Origin of the sequence: Aeromonas jandaei (assembly GCF_037890695.1) — a bacterium.
In the GTDB taxonomy this organism is placed as follows: Bacteria; Pseudomonadota; Gammaproteobacteria; order Enterobacterales; family Aeromonadaceae; genus Aeromonas; species Aeromonas jandaei.
Genome location: NZ_CP149571.1, coordinates 1,812,137 through 1,831,659 on the forward strand (window position 1 = coordinate 1,812,137; position 19,523 = coordinate 1,831,659).

Consider the following 19,523-nt stretch of genomic DNA (forward strand, 5'->3'; position numbering starts at 1 on the left):
GGTTTCGACTATGAACCATACTCCGATGACTGTTCGCGGTGCTGAGAAGCTGCGCGAAGAGCTCGAATATCTCAAGACCGAGCTGCGTCCCCAGATTATCGAAGCGATTGCCGATGCTCGTGAGCACGGTGATCTGAAGGAAAACGCCGAATACCATGCTGCCCGCGAGCAGCAGGGGTTCTGTGAAGGCCGCATTCAGGAGATTGAAGCCAAGCTCTCCAATGCCCAGGTGATCGATGTCACCAAGATGACCAACAATGGCCGCATCATTTTTGGCGCGACCGTGACCCTGCTCAAGAGCGAGACAGAGGAAGAGGTGGTCTACCGCATCGTAGGTGATGATGAGGCCGACATCAAACAGAACCTTATCTCCGTCAATTCACCGATTGCCCGCGCCCTGATCGGCAAGGAAGTTGACGATGTGGCCATCGTCAAGACTCCGGCTGGTGACGTGGAGTATGAAGTGCTGGAAGTCGCTTATCTCTAAGCGCTGCCGTATTTGATGGGACAGGGGAGCGGGTGCTCCCCTGTTTCTCTTTACCCGGCCTGATAGGCCTCGGTAAAGGCATCCTGATGACGTTGAAACAACCAGTGGCGCAGGCGCTCTATGTCGCTTTCGCTCATCTGGAAGCTGATCGCCCAGGTGGCGCTGGCCGGGTTGGATTTGATTAACCTGACCAATCGTCCCTGCAGTGGCAGAGGTTCTTCCTCATCGAGACAGAGTTCGCCGTTGAGCTGTGTATCCGCCACCATGCCGAGAGGCATGTTCTCGACGATGAGCCCGTTGAGGGAGAGGCTGAGCACCTGATAGTGCCCTTGCTCGGTACGCAACCGCGCTTTCTGGCTGAGTCGCCAGGCGCGAGGACGGGCAAACCCCAGCTCCCTGATCACCGGAGCAGATAGACGCGGCTCGATAAAGCCATCTTCTCTTTGAGTAAAGGTGAGGGGAAAGCGTAGCTGGTGTCCTGCGAAGCGGGCTTCGAGAACGAGATTGTCGGCTTTTTGCAGCAAGCCAAGCATGGGGCCGTCGAGGTGACCACTCAGGAGATGACTCTCCTGATTGCTCCCCAAGTCCCGCAGCATGGCCAGCTCATCGTCGGTTAGAATTTGATGGTGAGCCATAGCGCGTGTCCGGAAGTATTCATCGCAGGTTAAGGGGTTGGCGACTACTTTGGCAAGCGACTCGGGAAGAAGTGGAAGAAGGAAAGAGCAGCGCTCTTTCCTTTTATTTGCGGGGCAGCTGGATCTTGGGTTCGTTGGCCTGACGATAAATTGTCAGCACATGGCCCATGCTCTGTACTTTGACTGAACCGGTTTCACGGACGATGGCATCCATAACCAGTTGTTTCATCTCACGATCTTCAGACGCAACCTTAACCTTGATCAGCTCGTGATGGTTCAGTGCCAGATCGATCTCGGCCAGTACGCCTTCGGTCAGACCATGCTGACCCAGCAGGACGACAGGTTTGAGGCTGTGGGCAAGGCCCTTGAGGTACTGTTTCTGTTTGTTGTTGAGAATCATCGCAATTTCTTCATAAGTCAGGGTTGAAAGGGGCGTATTCTACCCCCACTTAGCCCTTAATACTAATAACCCTTGTGGTTTTTTAAAGTCGATTATCATGACCCAGAAAAAACATTCCCCCAGTTCAACCCGCTGGTTAAAAGAGCATTTTGACGATCAATACGTCAAAAAAGCCCAGAAGTTGGGACTGAGATCCCGTGCCGTGTTCAAGATCGACGAGATCCAGGGCAAGGACAAACTGCTCAAGCCGGGCATGACGGTGGTGGATCTGGGGGCGGCCCCCGGTGGCTGGTCCCAGTTCGCCATCGACCAGGTCGGTGACAAGGGGCGGGTGATCGCCTGCGATATTCTGCCGATGGATTCCATCGCCGGTGTCGATTTCCTTCAGGGCGACTTTCGGGAGGAAGCGGTACTGGGCGCGCTGCTGGAACGGGTCGGCCCGGACAAGGTAGATGTTGTCATGTCCGACATGGCGCCGAACATGAGCGGTACCCAGCAGGTGGATCAGGCCCGTTCCATGTATCTGGTCGAACTGGCGCTGGATATGTGCAATCAGGTATTGCGCGGTGACGGCAGTTTCGTGGTGAAAGTGTTTCAGGGAGAGGGGTTTGATGCCTATCTCAATGAAATTCGTCAACTTTTTACCACTGTCAAGATTCGTAAACCAGACTCGTCCCGCGCTCGTTCACGGGAAGTCTACATTGTGGCTACCGGTTTTAAACTGTAGTACCCTAACCTTCATCGTTAACTGTCAGTCTGCGAGGTTACTGATTTGAGTGACATGGCGAAAAATTTAATCCTGTGGCTGGTCATCGCCGTCGTGTTGATGTCGGTGTTCAATAGCTTCAGCCCCAGCGATACCTCAAGTCGCCAGCTGGACTATTCCAGCTTCGTTAAAGAGGTGACCCAAGAGCAGATCCGTGAAGTGCGGATGGACGGTAAGGTCATTAATGGCGTCAAGCGTACTGGTGAGCGTTTCACCACCATCATTCCGGCGCCGGATCCCCAGCTCCTCAACGATATGCTCAATCACAACGTCAAAGTGATGGGTGAGAAGCCGGAAGAGCCGTCTTTGCTGACCTCTATCTTCATCTCCTGGTTCCCGATGCTGCTGCTGATCGGTGTCTGGGTCTTCTTCATGCGTCAGATGCAGGGCGGCGGTGGCAAAGGTGCCATGTCGTTTGGCAAGAGCAAGGCTCGCCTGATGAGTGAAGATCAGATCAAGACCACCTTTGCTGACGTTGCAGGTTGCGATGAAGCCAAGGAAGAGGTGAAAGAGCTGGTTGACTATCTGCGCGACCCGAGCAAATTCCAGAAACTGGGTGGCAAGATCCCGACCGGTGTTCTGCTGGTTGGTTCATCCCGGTACCGGTAAAACCCTGCTGGCCAAGGCCATTGCAGGTGAGGCCAAGGTGCCGTTCTTCACCATTTCCGGTTCCGATTTCGTGGAGATGTTCGTGGGTGTCGGTGCCTCCCGGGTACGCGACATGTTCGAGCAGGCCAAGAAATCCTCCCCTTGCATCATCTTCATCGATGAGATCGACGCCGTCGGTCGCCAGCGTGGCGCCGGTCTGGGCGGTGGTCATGATGAGCGTGAGCAGACTCTGAACCAGATGTTGGTCGAGATGGATGGCTTTGAAGGCAATGAAGGCATCATCGTCATTGCTGCCACCAACCGTCCTGACGTACTGGATCCGGCATTGCTGCGTCCGGGCCGTTTCGACCGTCAGGTTGTGGTTGGTCTGCCGGATGTTCGTGGTCGTGAACAGATCCTGAAAGTTCACATGCGCAAGGTTCCGTTGGCAGATGATGTCAACCCGGCACTGATTGCCCGTGGTACTCCCGGCTTCTCCGGTGCTGACTTGGCTAACCTGGTCAACGAAGCGGCGCTCTTCTCTGCTCGCGAGAGCCGCCGTGTGGTCTCCATGGCCGAGTTCGAGAAGGCGAAGGACAAGATCATGATGGGCGCAGAACGCCGCTCCATGGTGATGAAAGAGTCCGAGAAGGAGATGACGGCTTATCACGAAGCGGGTCACGCCATTATCGGTCGTGTAGTTCCGGATCACGATCCTGTCTACAAGGTCTCCATCATCCCGCGTGGCCGTGCGCTGGGTGTAACCATGTACCTGCCTGAGCAAGATCGGTGGAGCCACTCCAAGCAGCATCTGGAGTCCATGATCTCCAGTCTGTATGGCGGTCGTCTGGCGGAAGAGCTGATCTACGGAGCCGAGAAGGTATCTACCGGTGCGTCCAACGACATCGAACGAGCTACCGACATCGCACGCAAGATGGTGACCCAGTGGGGTATGTCCGAGCGTCTCGGCCCGATGCTTTATGCGGAAGAAGATGGCGAGGTGTTCCTCGGTCGCAGCATGGCCAAAGCCAAGCACATGTCCGACGACACGGCTCGCATCATCGATGCCGAAGTGAAGCAGGTCATTGATCGCAACTACGACCGCGCCAAGCAGATCCTGCTGGATAACATGGATGTACTGCACAGCATGAAAGATGCGCTGATGAAGTACGAAACCATCGATGCCAAGCAGATCGATGATCTGATGGCCCGTCGCGAGGTTCGTGCCCCGAGCAACTGGCACGACGAGCACGGAGATACGCCACAAGGCGGATCAACTGTTGCAGTCGATCCCAAGCCGGCAGTTGCGGACGAGAGTGCTCCGGTTGCGGATGCCAATATCGACAAAGCCAACGACATCCCGGCTAAATAAATCTTGTTGTTGAAAACCCCGGGCTTGCCCGGGGTTTTTATTTTGTGAATGGAAGTGAAGATGCAGCTGATTAGCAAGGGGCTTAGCCTCTCTCTCGAACGTCCCCATGTGATGGGGATCCTCAATGTGACTCCCGACTCCTTCTCCGATGGCGGCCATTTCAACCAGATTGAACGGGCTGTGGCCCATGCCCGTCAAATGGTGGCGGATGGGGCGACCCTTATCGACATTGGCGGTGAGTCAACCCGTCCGGGAGCGCCGGATGTGAGCGAGCAGGAGGAGCTGGACAGGGTCATCCCGGTTGTTGAACGACTGGTGAGCGAATGTGATGTGATGCTCTCGCTTGACACCTCCAAGGCGGTAGTGATGAGAGAAGGCTGCAAGGCTGGGGCTCATCTGATTAACGATGTGAGGGCGCTGCTGGAGCCGGGAGCGCTTGATGCTGCCGCTGAAGCGCGCGTTCCGGTTTGCCTGATGCATATGCAGGGGCAGCCGAGAACCATGCAGGTCGAGCCACACTATGACGATCTGGTCGGGGAGGTGAAAGCCTTCTTTGACGAGCGGATTGCAGCCTGTCTGGCCGCCGGGATAGCCCGTGAGCAGCTGCTACTGGATCCGGGCTACGGTTTTGGCAAGACGCTGGCACACAACTATCAGCTGCTGGCCGCCCAGGAAGAGTTGCTTGACTACGGTCTTCCGCTCTTGGTGGGAATGTCTCGAAAGTCTATGATAGGCAACCTGCTGAACCGCCCTGTGGGTGAACGTCTTGCTGGCAGTCTGGCTTGTGCCCTTATCGGCATGCAGCACGGAGCCAGGATCATCAGGGTTCACGATGTGCGGGAGACCATGGATGCGTTGCGGGTTGGCTGGCAGGCCATGACGGGACAAGATTTTATTTCCAGATAATAAAAGAGAACAGACAATGGCAAGAAAGTATTTCGGCACAGATGGTGTGCGCGGCAAAGTCGGCGAATATCCCATTACCCCTGATTTTGTAATGAAGCTGGGCTGGGCCGCGGGCAAGGTGCTCTCCAAGAAGGGCACCAAGAAGGTGCTGATTGGCAAAGATACCCGAATCTCTGGCTATATGCTGGAATCAGCGCTGGAAGCGGGTCTCTCTGCCGCCGGTCTCAAAGCCATACTGATGGGCCCCATGCCCACTCCGGCCGTTGCCTACCTGACCCGCACCTTCCGTGCCGAGGCCGGCATCGTTATCAGCGCCTCGCACAACCCCTTCTATGACAACGGCATCAAGTTCTTCTCCGCCGACGGCACCAAACTGCCTGATGAAGTCGAGATGGCTATCGAAGCCGAGCTTGATCACGAGCTCAAGTGCGTCGAGTCTGCCGAGCTCGGCAAAGCGCTGCGTATCGATGATGCTGCTGGCCGCTATATCGAGTTCTGCAAGAGCACCTTCCCTTCCAATATGAATCTGGACGGGTTGAAGATGGTGGTCGATTGTGGTCACGGTGCAACCTACCATATCGCGCCTTCTGTGTTCCGTGAACTGGGGGCTGAAGTGATCACCATGGGCTGTTCTCCGGATGGTCTCAATATCAACGATGGTGTTGGCTCGACTGCGCCCGAGGCACTGGTTGCCAAGGTGCTGGAGTGCAAGGCGGATCTAGGTGTGGCATTCGATGGTGACGGTGATCGGCTGATCATGGTGGATCACACCGGCTACCTGATCGACGGTGACGAGATCCTCTACATCATCGCACGGGACGCCTTGCGCAACGGTCGTCTCAAGGGCGGTGTCGTCGGTACCCTGATGGCCAACATGGGTCTGGAACTGGCGTTGCAAACACTGGGTATCCCGTTTGCCCGCGCCAAGGTGGGCGACCGCTACGTGCTGGAAATGATGGAAGAGAAGGGCTGGCGTATCGGTGGCGAGAACTCCGGTCACATCATCTGTCTTGATCAGACCACCACGGGTGATGGTATTGTTGCCGCCCTGCAGGTGCTCACTGCCATGCGCAGTGCCGAGATGCCGTTGGCCAAGTTGCGCTCCGGCATGAGCAAGTTCCCGCAAGTACTGGTGAATGTCCGCTTTGCCGAAGGCAAGGATCCGCTGGCTGCAGAAGCAGTCAAGCAGGAGGTCGCCAAGGTGGAACAGGAGCTGGGCGGTCGTGGCCGAGTGCTGTTGCGTAAATCAGGTACCGAACCGCTAATCCGGGTCATGGTGGAAGGGGAGCACGAGCAACAGGTGCGTGATATGGCTCAGCGCATTGCCGAACAGGTTGAATCGGCGTTTTAACGAGCGCTCAGGGCGGCTTTTTAGCCGCCCTGGTTGTATCTTGTTCAATCGATTCAAAAAAATGAAAATAGCACTTGTCAGCTGACAATCCTCTGGATATTATCAGCCCCGCTTTCGCAAGGGAGTTGCCGATGGGACATCGCAAGCCGTTTGTAGCAGCCAACTGGAAGTTGCACGGTAGTAGGTCGCAGTTAGAGCAGTTTACGAGTCAGTGCCTGAGAGGTGTTGATGGTGATGTAGATGTTGTTCTCTGTCCATCCCATGTGCATCTCGACTTTACCGCTTCAATGCTCAATGAGCAGAAGATGATAAGGTTGGGGGCTCAGAATGTGAGCCAGCACGAGACGGGCGCTTACACGGGTGAAGTCTCGTGTGAGATGCTGGTCGAGGCAGGGTGTCGATACGTATTGGTAGGGCACTCCGAGCGCAGGCGTCTCTTTGGTGAGACCAGCTTTATAGTCGCAGAGAAGTTTGCGGCAGCCAGAGCGGCAGGTCTGATTCCCATCCTCTGTTTGGGTGAGTCAGGTGCAGCAAGGCAAGCGAGAAGAACCTTCGAGGTGATCGCAGAAGAGCTGGATATCGTCATAGAGAAAAATGGCGCGATGGCTTTCGATAATGCTATCATCGCCTACGAGCCGATTTGGGCTGTAGGTACAGGTAAATGCGCCACACCCGAGCAGGCACAAGAGGTTCATTCCTTTATTCGTGGTCGCTTGGCGGAGGATACTCCGGTAATAGGTGAGAAGATCAGAATCATCTATGGTGGGAGCGTGACGCCGACCAATGCGAGAGATTTGTTTGCCCAACCCGACGTAGATGGCGGATTGATTGGCAGAGCAAGTCTCGATAGCGATGCGTTTTTAGGAATTGTTGAAGCGGCAAAGGGTGCAAGTTAAATGTACGAGATTCTTTTGGTCGTTTATCTGCTGGTTTCACTGGCTCTGATTGGTCTGGTGATGATTCAGCAAGGTAAAGGGGCTGATATGGGCGCCTCCTTCGGCGCAGGGGCATCGAACACAGTATTCGGCTCCAGTGGTTCAGGCAGTTTCCTGACCCGAACAACAGCGATTTTGGCTACTCTGTTTTTCGTAATCAGCCTGGTGCTCGGCTCTATGTCCAGCAACAAGGTCAAACAGGGCAGTGAATGGGAAAATCTGCAACAAACCCAACAGGTTGAGCAGACCAAAGCGCCAGTGAAGAAAGATACTGACGTTCCCGAGTAAGAGTTTTGCCGTGGTGGTGGAATTGGTAGACACGCTATCTTGAGGGGGTAGTGCTCTAGGGTGTGCGGGTTCGAGTCCCGCCCACGGCACCAATTAAGCAGTGACCCGGGTAAACCGGGATGTTATAGCCAAGTCAGTCTTGTATAGAAAGAATGAAGTGGCTATAATCTCGCACGATTTCGGACGCGGGGTGGAGCAGCATGGTAGCTCGTCGGGCTCATAACCCGAAGGTCGTCGGTTCAAATCCGGCCCCCGCAACCAAATTTCACGCATTTCCTACGCTCAGGAAGGCGGTCGCTGCGAGGCGACAATCAGGGTAAAGCGCCAAGCCCCGATTTGACATCGGGGCTTTTTGTTATGTGCGATTTACTCTGAATCGATCTCTATCTGGGCTTTATGCCCTTTTTTTGTTTTTCGGAGGGTGACTTTGGCTACGTTGGAACAACGTTTGACCGATCTGCTCGAGGCTCCGGTCGTTGCCTTGGGTTTTGAACTTTGGGGTATTGAGTTTATCCGTGCGGGTAAACACTCCACCTTGCGCGTCTATATCGACGGCGAGCAGGGCGTGACCGTTGAGAACTGTGCTGAGGTCAGCCATCAGGTTGGCGCCATTATGGACGTAGAAGATCCCATCACCGAGGAGTATTACCTCGAGGTATCTTCCCCGGGTCTGGATCGCCCCCTGTTCAAGGTTGCCCAGTTCGAAAAATACGTTGGCCAAGAGGCGGCGGTAACGCTTCGGATGGCAACAAACAACCGCCGCAAGTTCAAAGGCGTAATCAAAGCCGTGCAGGGCGACATGATCACTCTGACGGTAGATGGTAAGGACGAAGTGTTGGCTTTCACCAATATCCAAAAAGCGAACATTGTGCCGAACTTTGGTTAACGAGGCTATCGGATATGAATAAAGAGATTTTGCTGGTCGTTGACGCAGTATCCAACGAGAAAGCTGTACCCCGCGAGAAGATCTTCCAGGCTCTGGAGACTGCGCTGGCGACTGCGACCAAGAAGAAATATGAAGGCGAGATTGAAGTGCGCGTTGAAATCGATCGCAAGACCGGTGACTACGACACCTATCGCCGTTGGGTGGTGATTGCGGATCAAGCCGCAATGGAGAACCCATACGCCGAGATCACTCTGGAAGCAGCCCAAATCGAGCAGCCGGAGATCCAGATCGGTGAGTACGTTGAAGACCAGATCGATTCTGTCACCTTCGACCGTATTACTACCCAGACAGCCAAGCAGGTTATCGTGCAGAAAGTGCGCGAAGCCGAGCGTTCACAAGTCGTTGACCAGTTCAAGGACAAAGAAGGCACCATCATCAGCGGTGTGGTCAAGAAGAGCAACCGCGACAACGTGATCCTGGATCTGGGCAGCAATGCCGAGGCCGTGATCTTCCGCGACGACATGCTGCCGCGTGAAACCTTCCGTCCGGGTGACCGCGTTCGCGGCCTGCTGTATGCAGTACGTCCGGAAGCGCGTGGTTCCCAGCTGTTCGTCAGCCGCTCCAGCCCTGACTTCCTGAAAGAGCTGTTCCGCATCGAAGTACCGGAAATCGGTGAAGAGATGATCGAAATCATGGGCGCGGCCCGTGATCCGGGTTCCCGCGCCAAGATCGCGGTGAAGACCAACGATCGTCGTATCGACCCGATCGGTGCCTGCATCGGTATGCGTGGCGCCCGTGTGCAAGCTGTCTCCGCCGAGTTGAGCGGTGAGCGCGCCGACATCGTGCTGTACGATGACAACCCCGCCCAGTACGTGATCAATGCCATGGCGCCTGCCGATGTGGCCTCCATCATCGTTGATGAAGACAACCACACCATGGACATCGCCGTGGAAGCTGCCAACCTGGCTCAGGCCATCGGTCGCAATGGTCAGAACGTACGTCTGGCTTCCCAGCTGACCGGTTGGGAGCTGAACGTGATGACCGTCGAGGACATGCGTGCCAAGCACCAGGCCGAAAACGACCGCATCATGAACCTGTTCACCAGCACTCTGGACATCGACGACGATTTCGCCGGCCTGCTGATGGAAGAGGGCTTCTCCACTCTGGAAGAGATCGCCTTCGTACCGGTTAACGAGCTGCTGGCTATCGACGGTCTGGATGAAGACATGGTCGAAGAGCTGCGCAAGCGTGCCAAAGATGCCCTGACCACCAAGGCACTGGCCAAAGAGGAGTCCTTCGATGGCGTCGAGCCGTCTGAAGATCTGCTCAATCTGAACGGTCTGAGTCGCGAACTGGCTTACGCTATGGCCGGTCGTGGTGTTGGTACCCTGGAAGATTTGGCTGAGCAAGGCATTGATGACCTTGCTGGTATTGAAGGGCTGACTGCCGAGAAGGCTGGTGAGCTCATTATGGCTGCTCGCAATATCTGTTGGTTCGGAGAAGAGCAGTCTTAAGTAAGATCAAACGGAGGAAAATGAATGGCAGAAGTATCAGTCAAACAACTTGCCACTGACATCGACACACCGGTTGATCGTCTTCTCCAGCAATTTGTCGATGCCGGTATCAGCAAGAGCAAGGCCGACGACATGGTCAGCGAGTCTGAAAAGCAGACTCTGCTGGCACACTTGAAGAAACAGCATGGTGGTGACGAGGTTGCCGCTCCTGCTCGCATGACTTTGCAGCGCAAGACCAAAAGCACCATTAGTGTGCAGGGTACTGGCGGCAAGAACAAAGAAGTGCAGGTAGAAGTACGCAAATCTCGCACCTATGTAAGACGTTCGGCGCTGGAAGAAGAACAGCGTCAGGCGGAAGCCGAGGAAACAGCGCGTTTGGAAGCAGAAGCAAAAGCTCGTCGCGAGGCCGAAGACAAGGCCCGTCTCGAAGCGGAAGAGAAGGCTCGCCGTGAGGCTGAGCAGGCTCGTCGTGAAGCTGAGGAAAAGGCGCGAATCGAGGCACAACAAAAGGCTCGACAGGCTCAACAGCCCGCCAAAGCAGCCAGTAGCACAGCTCAGCAAGAGGCAGAAAAGATGGCCAAGCGCGAAGCAGAAGAACTGAAGCGCCAACAGGAACAGACAGCTTTGCAAAAAGCTGAAGAGCTCGCCGCCAAGAAAGCCGAAGAGGCTCGTGTCATGGCAGAGCAGAATGCAGCCCGCTGGGCTGAAGAAGAAGCAGCTCGCGCCAAAGAGAGCAGCGACTACCATGTGACCACCTCCAAGCACGCCCAGGCTGCTGAAGATGAGCTGGATCGCAAGGAAGAGAGCAGCCGTCGTACTGCCGCTGCCGCCAAGGGGCCGAAGAAAGTAGGCCGTCGCGACGATGATCGCAACGACCGCAACTCCCGTGATCCGCGCGCTCGCAAGGGCAAGCGTGGCAAGGTTGCTACCCCGAACGCCATGAAGCACGGCTTCAACAAGCCTGCTGCTGCCGTCAACCGTGACGTTATCATCGGCGAGACCATCACCGTGGCCGAGCTGGCCAACAAGATGGCCGTCAAGGGTGTTGAAGTCATCAAGGTGATGATGAAGATGGGCGCCATGGCCACCATCAACCAGGTGATCGACCAGGAGACCGCTCAGCTGGTCGCCGAGGAGATGGGTCACAAGGTTGTGCTGCGTCGCGAGAACGAGCTGGAAGAGGCGGTACTGTCCGATCGTGACGAGACCTCCGAAGCCAAGCCGCGCGCGCCGGTTGTGACCATCATGGGTCACGTTGACCACGGCAAGACCTCGCTGCTGGACTACATCCGTAAGGCCAAGGTTGCTGCTGGCGAAGCCGGTGGTATTACCCAGCACATCGGTGCTTACCATGTTCAGACCGACAGCGGCATGATCACCTTCCTGGATACTCCGGGTCACGCGGCGTTTACCTCCATGCGTGCTCGTGGTGCCAAGGCGACCGACATCGTTGTTCTGGTTGTTGCCGCTGACGATGGCGTGATGCCGCAGACCATCGAAGCTATCCAGCACGCCAAGGCTGCCGGTGTGCCGCTGGTTGTTGCCGTCAACAAGATCGACAAGCCGGAAGCAGATCCGGACCGCGTCAAGACCGAGCTGGCTCGTTACAACGTCATGTCCGAAGATTGGGGTGGAGACTGCCAGTTCGTGCACGTTTCTGCCAAATCCGGCCAGGGCATCGACGACCTGCTGGAAGCCATTCTGATCCAGGCCGAAGTGCTGGAGCTGAAAGCCGTAGTTGACGGCATGGCCAACGGTGTGGTCATCGAATCCTTCCTTGACAAGGGCCGTGGTCCGGTTGCGACCGTGCTGGTTCAGGAAGGTACTCTGCGTCAGGGCGACATCGTTCTGTGTGGTCTCGAATACGGTCGTGTCCGTGCCATGCGTGACGAACTGGGCCGCGAAATCAAGGAAGCGGGTCCGTCCCTGCCGGTGGAAATCCTGGGTCTGTCCGGTGTTCCGTCTGCCGGTGACGAAGCGACTGTGGTTCGTGACGAGAAGAAAGCCCGCGAAGTGGCGCTCTACCGTCAGGGCAAGTTCCGCGAAGTCAAACTGGCTCGCCAGCAGAAGGCCAAGCTGGAGAACATGTTCTCCAACATGACCGAAGGCGAAGTCTCCGAAGTGAACGTGGTGATCAAGGCCGACGTACAGGGTTCTGTGGAAGCGATCTGCGATGCGCTGGTCAAGCTCTCCACCGACGAAGTAAAGGTGAAGATCGTGGGTTCCGGCGTAGGTGGTATCACCGAAACCGACGCGACTCTGGCTGCTGCATCCAGCGCCATCCTGGTTGGCTTCAACGTGCGTGCCGATGCTTCTGCTCGCAAGGTTATCGAAGCCGAGAGCCTGGATCTGCGTTACTACTCCGTCATCTATGACCTGATCGACGAAGTGAAGCAGGCCATGAGCGGCAAGCTGGCTCCCGAGTATCGTCAGGAGATCATCGGTCTGGCCGAAGTGCGCAGCGTCTTCAAATCACCGAAGTTTGGCGCAGTTGCCGGCTGTATGGTTACCGAAGGTGTGGTCAAGCGCTCCAACCGTATTCGCGTTCTGCGCGACAACGTGGTTATCTATGAAGGCGAGCTGGAATCCCTGCGTCGCTTCAAGGATGACGTCAACGAAGTCAAGAACGGCTACGAGTGTGGTATCGCGGTCAAGAACTACAACGACGTACGCGAAGGCGACCAGATCGAAGTTTACGAGACCGTTGAAATCCAACGGACTCTGTAAGCCGAGAGTCAGACAAAATAGGGGGCCATGGCCCCCTTTTATCGCAGGATAGAATATGGCCAGAGAATTCAGCCGGACCCGTCGGGTCGGACAGCAGATCCAGCGTGAAATTGCGCTGATCCTGCAGCGCGAGGTGAAAGACCCGCGCATCGGCATGGTGACCGTTTCCGATGTGGAAGTGTCCCGTGACCTTAACTACGCCAAGATTTATGTCACCTTCTTGCAGCTGGAAAATGATGCCGAGCGCATCAATGAAGGACTCAAGGCGTTGACCGAAGCGGCCGGTTACATCCGTAGCCTGCTGGGCAGTGCCATGCGTCTGCGCGTGGTGCCCGAGCTGCGCTTTTTCTATGATCAGACGCTGGTTGAGGGGATGCGTCTCTCCAACCTGGTGACCAATACCATCCGTGAAGACAAGCGCCGCATGGCGGAGTCGGGTCGTGACGAAGAGTCCGACGTGGCTGCGGATGATAACGCTGAGGATAAAGGCTGAGATGACTCGAAGACGTCGTTTCAAGGGCCGTGATGTTCACGGCATTCTGCTGCTGGACAAACCGACCGGCCTGACCTCCAACGATGTGTTGCAGAAGGTCAAGCGCATCTATAACGCCGCCAAGGCCGGTCATACCGGTGCGCTGGATCCGCTGGCGACCGGCATGCTGCCGATCTGCCTCGGCGAGGCCACCAAGTTTTCCCAGTACCTGCTGGATGCCGACAAGCGTTACGAAGTGACGGCCAAACTGGGTGAGCGCACCAACACCAGCGATTCCGATGGTGAAGTGGTTGCGACCCGCCCGGTCAATGTGGCTGTGGGTACCCTGATCGAGGCGCTGGACCAGTTCCGCGGCCCGATCATGCAGGTACCCTCCATGTACTCCGCGCTCAAGCACAACGGCCGTCCGCTCTACGAGTATGCCCGCGAGGGGATCGAGATTGAGCGTGAAGCCCGTCCCATCACCATTTTCGAGCTGAAACTGATCAGCTTCGAAGGGGACGAGGTGAAGCTGGAGGTGCACTGCAGCAAGGGTACCTACATTCGCTCTCTGGTCGATGATCTGGGCGAGGTGCTGGGCTGTGGCGCTCACGTCACCCAGCTGCGCCGTACCCAGGTTGCCAGCTATCCCTATGAGCGGATGCTGACCCTGGAGCAGCTCGAGTGCATCTTCGAGCAGGCCAAGAACGAGACCATTCCGCCGCGCGAAGTGCTCGATCCGCTGCTGCTGCCGATGGATACCGCCGTGGCATCCCTGCCCGAGGTGAACATGCTGGCGGTAGTCGCCGCCTATGTGAATCAGGGTCAGGCGGTACAGGTACCGGGGGCACCGGCCAGCGGTCAGGTTCGCATGACTGTCGGCCCGGAGCGCGAGTTCATTGGTGTCGGCGAGATTGATGATGATGGCCGTGTCGCGCCCAAGCGACTGGTGCGTTATCACGACGAGGAGTGATCCTCTGGCGGTATAGGGCATCTCTTTCCCGTTTCGCCTCTTTATCATTGCGAAAAGGGGCGGGGACGATTATTATACCGCCCTCATTTCACGGCTGAATTAGAGATTGGCTGTGAACCTTTAAACACTCTACTGGAGTATTACCATGTCTCTAAATGCTGAGATCAAAGCTCAAATCGTTGCTGACAACGCTCGTTGCGCCAACGACACTGGCTCCCCCGAAGTGCAAGTTGCCCTGCTGACTGCCCAGATCAACCATCTGCAAGGTCACTTCAAGGAGCACTCCAAGGATCACCACGGTCGTCGCGGTCTGCTGCGCATGGTTTCCCAGCGTCGTAAGCTGCTGGACTACCTGAAGCGTAAAGATTCCGAGCGTTATGCTGCTCTGATCGCCAAGCTGGGTCTGCGTCGTTAATCGACCATCAGATTTCGCGAAAAAGGGGAACCTCCGGGTTCCCCTTTTTTATTGCTCTTCGCAGGTTGTCGCCGCCCTCACAGAATTCGTGTCGCCGCTTACCTTTTGCATCGAATCAAGTATACTTGTGCGCGAATTTAAAGAGCCAAATTGTAAAAAGGAAATTCACGTGAATCCTATTGTAAAGTCATTCCAGTACGGTCAACACACCGTCACACTGGAAACCGGTGTGATGGCCCGTCAAGCCACTGCGGCCGTTATGGTCAGCATGGACGATACCTGCGTATTTGTGACCGTTGTCGGCAAGAAAGAGGCTGATCACGGCCGCGATTTCTTCCCGCTGACCGTTAACTATCAGGAGCGTACCTATGCTGCTGGTCGTATCCCGGGTGGTTTCTTCCGTCGTGAAGGTCGTCCGAGCGAAGGTGAGACCCTCATCTCCCGCCTGATCGACCGTCCTATTCGTCCGCTGTTCCCGGAAGGCTTCTTCAATGAGGTTCAGGTCGTTGCGACCGTAATGTCCGTGAATCCGGCTGTCTCTCCCGATATCGTTGCCATGATCGGTGCTTCTGCAGCGCTGGCTATCTCCGGTATCCCGTTCAGCGGCCCGATCGGGGCAGCTCGCGTAGGCTACATGAACGGTCAGTACGTACTGAACCCGACCACCACCGAACTGCCGCAGAGCGATCTGGATCTGGTAGTTGCCGGTACTGCCAACGCCGTGCTGATGGTTGAATCCGAAGCGGCCATCCTCTCTGAAGAGGTGATGCTGGGCGCCGTGGTATACGGTCACGAGCAGATGCAGACCGTGATTTCCGCCATCAACGAGTTTGCTGCCGCTGTCGGCACCAAGCCGTGGGATTGGGCTGCTCCTGCCGTCAACGAAGAGCTGAAAGCCAAGGTTGCCGAGCTGGCCACTGCCGAGCTGGGTGAAGCCTACCGCATCACCGAGAAGGCTGTTCGCTACGAAACCATCGCTGCCATCAAAGGCCGTGTGGTTGAGCAAGTTATCGCGTCCGGCGTGGAAGAAGATGCCAAGAAGATCGGCGAAGAGTTCCACAGCCTGGAAAGCCGCATCGTTCGTGGTCGTGTCGTACGTGGCGAGCCGCGTATCGATGGTCGCGATCCCGAAATGATCCGCGCCCTGTCCGTTGCTACCGGCGTTCTGCCGCGTGCTCACGGTTCTGCCCTGTTCACCCGCGGTGAAACTCAGGCCATGGTCGTTGCGACCCTGGGTACCGAGCGTGACGCCCAGAACATTGATGAGCTGACCGGCAACCGCGCCGATCGCTTCATGCTGCACTACAACTTCCCGCCATACTGCGTCGGTGAGACCGGCATGATGGGTAGCCCGAAGCGTCGTGAAATCGGTCACGGTCGTCTGGCCAAGCGCGGTGTTGCTGCGGTGATGCCGAGCGCCGACGAGTTCCCGTACGTGGTACGTGTGGTTTCTGAAATCACCGAATCCAACGGTTCCTCCTCCATGGCCTCCGTGTGTGGCTCCTCTCTGGCGCTGATGGACGCGGGTGTCCCGATCAAGGCTTCCGTTGCCGGTATCGCCATGGGTCTGGTGAAGGAAGAAGAAGGTTTCGTCGTGCTGTCCGACATCCTGGGTGACGAAGATCACTTGGGCGACATGGACTTCAAGGTTGCCGGTACCACTGAAGGTGTGACCGCACTGCAGATGGACATCAAGATCGAAGGCATCACCAAAGAGATCATGGAGATTGCCCTGAAGCAAGCTCGTGGTGCTCGCCTGCACATCCTGAAAGTGATGGACGAAGCCATCCAGGCGCCGCGTGCCGAGATCTCCGATTTCGCCCCGCGCATCCACACCATCAAGATCAACCCGGAGAAGATCAAGGATGTCATCGGTAAAGGTGGCTCCGTGATCCGTGCCCTGACCGAAGAGACCGGCACCAACATCGAGCTGGATGATGACGGTACTGTCCGTATCGCCGCCGTTGACGGTGACGCTGCCAAAGAAGCGATCCGCCGTATCGAGGCCATCACCGCCGAGATCGAAGTGAACCGCATCTACGAAGGCAAGGTTGTTCGTCTGGCTGACTTCGGTGCTTTCGTCAACATCCTGCCGGGCAAGGATGGTCTGGTTCACATCTCCCAGATTACCGATGCCCGCGTGCAGAACGTAGCCGACTACCTGAAGATCGGTGACGTGGTGAAGGTGAAGGTACTGGAAGTGGACCGTCAGGGCCGCGTACGTCTCTCCATCAAGGAAGCGAACGCCCCGACCGAAGCTGCTCCGGCTGCCGATGCGCCGGTTGCTGCTGAAGCACCTGCTGCAGAGTAATCTGCTTGTCTGAAACCGGACTGATTCCGGTTGCAGTAAAAAGTCCGGCTCCCCAAGGGGAGCCGGACTTTTTTATGGGCAATGGCGGAGATCCCGGTCAAAGGAGTTATCTGCCGAGGATGGCGTGATGCATCTCCTGCAAAGGAAGTACATGGCGGGCTGCCGAGAGTTTGATCGCCTCCTTGGGCATGCCGAAGACAACACAGGAAGCTTCATCCTGGGCATAGGTGTTGGCTCCCGCGTCCAGCATTTCGCGCAACCCCCGGGCTCCATCATCCCCCATGCCGGTCATAATGATGCCGGTGGCGTTCTTGCCGGCATATTTGGCTACGGAGCGAAACAACACATCTACCGAGGGGCGATGACGGTTGATAAGAGGGCCATCGACCACTTCGACGTGGTAATAAGCGCCGCTGCGCTTGAGCATCATGTGTTTGCCGCCCGGCGCGATCAGCGCCAGTCCCGGGATCACCCTGTCATTGTTCTTGGCTTCTCTTACCTCTATCTGACACACCCCGTTGAGACGCTCGGCAAACATGGCGGTAAATTTTTCCGGCATGTGCTGCACGATCACGATGCCGGGACTGACCCGTGGGAGGGCGGTCAGGACAGCCTCAAGCGCCTGGGTGCCCCCCGTGGAGGTGCCGATGGCGATGAGCCGCTCGGTGGTTTGTGCCATGGCGTGCTGGTTGGGGGACAACATGACATCGGCATTGAGTTTGGGATTGGTCGTGCGGGGCGCCGGTTTGCCGAGCCGCTTGATGTTGGCTTGCGCAGCGGCTCGTACTGCCATAGCCAGATCATGGGCTGACTCCTGCAAGAAGCTCTTTATCCCCATGGTTGGTTTGGTGATGATATCGACCGCTCCGGCCGCCATTGCCTGCAGGGTGGTTTCAGCTCCTTTTTCGGTCAGAGAGGAGCAGATAACTACCGGGGTTGGGTGCTCTGCCATGATCTTGGTGAGAAAGGTGATGCCATCCATTCGTGGCATCTCCACATCGAGGATGATGACATCGGGCCACTCTTTCTTCAGCTTGTCCTGGGCAAAAATCGGGTCTGAGGCTGTTGCGATAACCTTGATATCTGGCTCCTGCTCCAACACAGCTTGCAAGACCTGTCTGACCACGGCGGAATCATCCACCAGCATGACCCGGATCTGTTTCATTCTCGCGACTCCCGTTGATGTGGCAGACGATGATGGCGTAGCCAGACACTACCGCTATTGAGCTCGAAAATCAGACTCCGGTGGCCATAGTGGCCAAGATGATGAGCCTTGATATCAAGTCCCAGGTGTTTGGTCAGCTGCCAGGCTGCCTGAATATTTCTGGTGGCGACATTGTTGTCGCTCTGGATGTATTCTGGTGTGTCAAACATGTTGCCCCCTCCAAACAACTTCACCTCGTACTCATGAATGGGGGCGGGATACTGGGCAATCGCCTTTAGCAGCAGGGTGATGGCCTCATCGGCATAGCGCCCATCCAGCTCTGTGGAGGGTGTTCCCCGGGTTGGCAACATGTAATGGCACATACCGCCCTGTTTCTGCTCCGGATGCCACAAGGTGATGGCAACGCAGGAGCCAAGGAAGGTTTTTATGTGCACATCTTCCTTGCCAAAGAAGAGCTCACCCGGTTGCAGGATCACCTCCCGTACCATGCTGGTTATCTCTTCTGGTAGATGGAGGGAGAGACAAGCTGTAAACCATGCGGCAAGCCGTGCAGGCTTTCCGCATGGCTGACCAGCAGATAGCCGCCATGTTTCAGCTTGGGAACCAACCGTTGCAATACTTGTGCTTTGGTCTCCTTGTTGAAGTAGATCATGACATTACGGATGAAGATGACGTCAAACATGCCAATGTCGGGCAGTTCCTGATTGAGGTTGATCTGCATGAAACGGACTTTTTCCCGCAACTTGCGATCAATGATGAAAATGCCCTCCTGCAGGCCGATGCCCTTGAGGCAGTATTTCATCAAAAATGAGAGCGGTATGTTATGGGCACGCTCTATTGGATAGCGCCCGCTCATCGCCTGCTCAAGCACCCGTGATGAGATATCCGAGGCCAGGATCTCCCAGCCTAGTGTGTTCCGCTTCTCTGCCAGGGTCATGGCAAGACTGTATGGCTCTTCACCAGAGGAGCTGGCGGCACTCCAGATCCTTAATGAGCGATCTGCCGGTATGTGGGTGAGAACCTGCTGGGTCAGAAAATCAAAATGCTTGGGTTCTCTGAAGAAGTAGGTTTCATTGGTCGTGAGCAGATCGAGTGCCAGTTGCAGTTCGCCACTCCTGTCGGCCATGATGAACTGAAAATAGTCGTCATAACTTTCCAGCCCGTAGTGACATACCCGCTTTGCCAGCCGACTGGCGACCAGCGCTTTTTTGGCAGGGGACATATCAATCCCCGCCGTCTGATGTAGCCAGCGTTGGAAACGGGAGAATTCGTCATCATGCAGCTGGATTTGGTACAAGTGTCTATGCCTCCACCAGAGATATTCAGAAGAGA

The 19,523-nt window shown here is 56.2% G+C and carries 18 protein-coding genes, 2 tRNA genes and 1 pseudogene; 16 read left to right on the top strand and 5 right to left on the bottom strand.

The window, feature by feature from the left end:
• Nucleotides 1-10 precede the first annotated feature (10 nt).
• Nucleotides 11-487 carry a transcription elongation factor GreA gene (gene greA / locus WE862_RS08865; RefSeq protein WP_041207974.1) on the top strand — a complete coding sequence of 159 codons (477 nt, stop codon included), beginning with the start codon at nucleotides 11-13 and terminating at the stop codon, nucleotides 485-487.
• Between the two features lie 50 nt (nucleotides 488-537).
• Here the strand turns inward: greA and WE862_RS08870 are convergent, their stop codons facing one another.
• The gene (locus WE862_RS08870; RefSeq protein ID WP_042032161.1) at nucleotides 538-1,122 is read right to left on the bottom strand and encodes a hypothetical protein; all 585 of its coding nucleotides are present in this window, start codon (nucleotides 1,120-1,122) and stop codon (nucleotides 538-540) included.
• A gap of 103 nt (nucleotides 1,123-1,225) precedes the next feature.
• Nucleotides 1,226-1,522: a ribosome assembly RNA-binding protein YhbY gene (yhbY, locus tag WE862_RS08875; RefSeq protein ID WP_033114153.1), complete on the bottom strand. Its 297-nt coding sequence runs from the start codon at nucleotides 1,520-1,522 to the stop codon at nucleotides 1,226-1,228.
• Between the two features lie 97 nt (nucleotides 1,523-1,619).
• On the opposite strand from yhbY, the gene rlmE reads away from it, so the two are divergent.
• The 15 genes and pseudogenes from rlmE to pnp all read left to right on the top strand — a co-directional run bounded on the left by rlmE (nucleotide 1,620) and on the right by pnp (nucleotide 17,026).
• Nucleotides 1,620-2,249, top strand: a complete 630-nt coding sequence (gene rlmE, locus WE862_RS08880) for a 23S rRNA (uridine(2552)-2'-O)-methyltransferase RlmE (protein WP_033114154.1) — start codon at nucleotides 1,620-1,622, stop codon at nucleotides 2,247-2,249.
• A gap of 45 nt (nucleotides 2,250-2,294) precedes the next feature.
• Nucleotides 2,295-4,248: pseudogene (ftsH, locus tag WE862_RS08885) on the top strand (ATP-dependent zinc metalloprotease FtsH).
• Between the two features lie 60 nt (nucleotides 4,249-4,308).
• Nucleotides 4,309-5,154 (top strand): dihydropteroate synthase, encoded by an 846-nt coding sequence (gene folP / locus WE862_RS08890; RefSeq protein ID WP_042032159.1) that lies wholly within the window; start codon nucleotides 4,309-4,311, stop codon nucleotides 5,152-5,154.
• A 16-nt stretch (nucleotides 5,155-5,170) separates the two neighbouring features.
• A complete protein-coding gene (gene glmM, locus WE862_RS08895) occupies nucleotides 5,171-6,505 on the top strand; it encodes a phosphoglucosamine mutase (protein WP_042032158.1) in 1,335 nt (444 codons plus the stop codon).
• A gap of 131 nt (nucleotides 6,506-6,636) precedes the next feature.
• The gene (tpiA, locus tag WE862_RS08900) at nucleotides 6,637-7,401 is read left to right on the top strand and encodes a triose-phosphate isomerase (RefSeq protein ID WP_042032157.1); all 765 of its coding nucleotides are present in this window, start codon (nucleotides 6,637-6,639) and stop codon (nucleotides 7,399-7,401) included.
• The gene (gene secG / locus WE862_RS08905) at nucleotides 7,402-7,728 is read left to right on the top strand and encodes a preprotein translocase subunit SecG (protein ID WP_005343541.1); all 327 of its coding nucleotides are present in this window, start codon (nucleotides 7,402-7,404) and stop codon (nucleotides 7,726-7,728) included.
• Between the two features lie 7 nt (nucleotides 7,729-7,735).
• Nucleotides 7,736-7,820, top strand: a tRNA-Leu gene (locus tag WE862_RS08910).
• 92 nt (nucleotides 7,821-7,912) lie between these two features.
• Nucleotides 7,913-7,989, top strand: a tRNA-Met gene (locus tag WE862_RS08915).
• Between the two features lie 166 nt (nucleotides 7,990-8,155).
• The gene (rimP, locus tag WE862_RS08920; RefSeq protein ID WP_005343544.1) at nucleotides 8,156-8,614 is read left to right on the top strand and encodes a ribosome maturation factor RimP; all 459 of its coding nucleotides are present in this window, start codon (nucleotides 8,156-8,158) and stop codon (nucleotides 8,612-8,614) included.
• A gap of 14 nt (nucleotides 8,615-8,628) precedes the next feature.
• Entirely contained in the window at nucleotides 8,629-10,128 is a 1,500-nt protein-coding gene (gene nusA / locus WE862_RS08925; RefSeq protein WP_041207982.1) for a transcription termination factor NusA, read from the top strand.
• Nucleotides 10,129-10,152: 24 nt separating this feature from the next.
• Nucleotides 10,153-12,855, top strand: a complete 2,703-nt coding sequence (gene infB, locus WE862_RS08930; protein ID WP_033114160.1) for a translation initiation factor IF-2 — start codon at nucleotides 10,153-10,155, stop codon at nucleotides 12,853-12,855.
• A gap of 55 nt (nucleotides 12,856-12,910) precedes the next feature.
• A complete protein-coding gene (gene rbfA / locus WE862_RS08935) occupies nucleotides 12,911-13,348 on the top strand; it encodes a 30S ribosome-binding factor RbfA (RefSeq protein WP_041207984.1) in 438 nt (145 codons plus the stop codon).
• A gap of 1 nt (nucleotide 13,349) precedes the next feature.
• Complete coding sequence (gene truB / locus WE862_RS08940; RefSeq protein ID WP_033114162.1) at nucleotides 13,350-14,300, top strand: tRNA pseudouridine(55) synthase TruB; 951 nt, start codon at nucleotides 13,350-13,352, stop codon at nucleotides 14,298-14,300.
• Nucleotides 14,301-14,445: 145 nt separating this feature from the next.
• Complete coding sequence (rpsO, locus tag WE862_RS08945; protein ID WP_005338797.1) at nucleotides 14,446-14,715, top strand: 30S ribosomal protein S15; 270 nt, start codon at nucleotides 14,446-14,448, stop codon at nucleotides 14,713-14,715.
• 169 nt (nucleotides 14,716-14,884) lie between these two features.
• A complete protein-coding gene (pnp, locus tag WE862_RS08950; RefSeq protein WP_042032156.1) occupies nucleotides 14,885-17,026 on the top strand; it encodes a polyribonucleotide nucleotidyltransferase in 2,142 nt (713 codons plus the stop codon).
• A gap of 106 nt (nucleotides 17,027-17,132) precedes the next feature.
• Here pnp and WE862_RS08955 read toward each other — a convergent pair whose 3' ends face one another.
• The 3 genes from WE862_RS08955 to WE862_RS08965 are packed head-to-tail and all read right to left on the bottom strand — an operon-like array spanning nucleotide 17,133 to nucleotide 19,488.
• Nucleotides 17,133-18,191 carry a protein-glutamate methylesterase/protein-glutamine glutaminase gene (locus WE862_RS08955; RefSeq protein ID WP_041207986.1) on the bottom strand — a complete coding sequence of 353 codons (1,059 nt, stop codon included), beginning with the start codon at nucleotides 18,189-18,191 and terminating at the stop codon, nucleotides 17,133-17,135.
• A complete protein-coding gene (cheD, locus tag WE862_RS08960; RefSeq protein ID WP_042032155.1) occupies nucleotides 18,188-18,679 on the bottom strand; it encodes a chemoreceptor glutamine deamidase CheD in 492 nt (163 codons plus the stop codon). Before cheD ends, WE862_RS08955 begins: the two co-directional genes overlap by 4 nt.
• Before the next feature lie 5 nt (nucleotides 18,680-18,684).
• The gene (locus WE862_RS08965; RefSeq protein WP_033114166.1) at nucleotides 18,685-19,488 is read right to left on the bottom strand and encodes a CheR family methyltransferase; all 804 of its coding nucleotides are present in this window, start codon (nucleotides 19,486-19,488) and stop codon (nucleotides 18,685-18,687) included.
• Nucleotides 19,489-19,523: the final 35 nt, after the last annotated feature.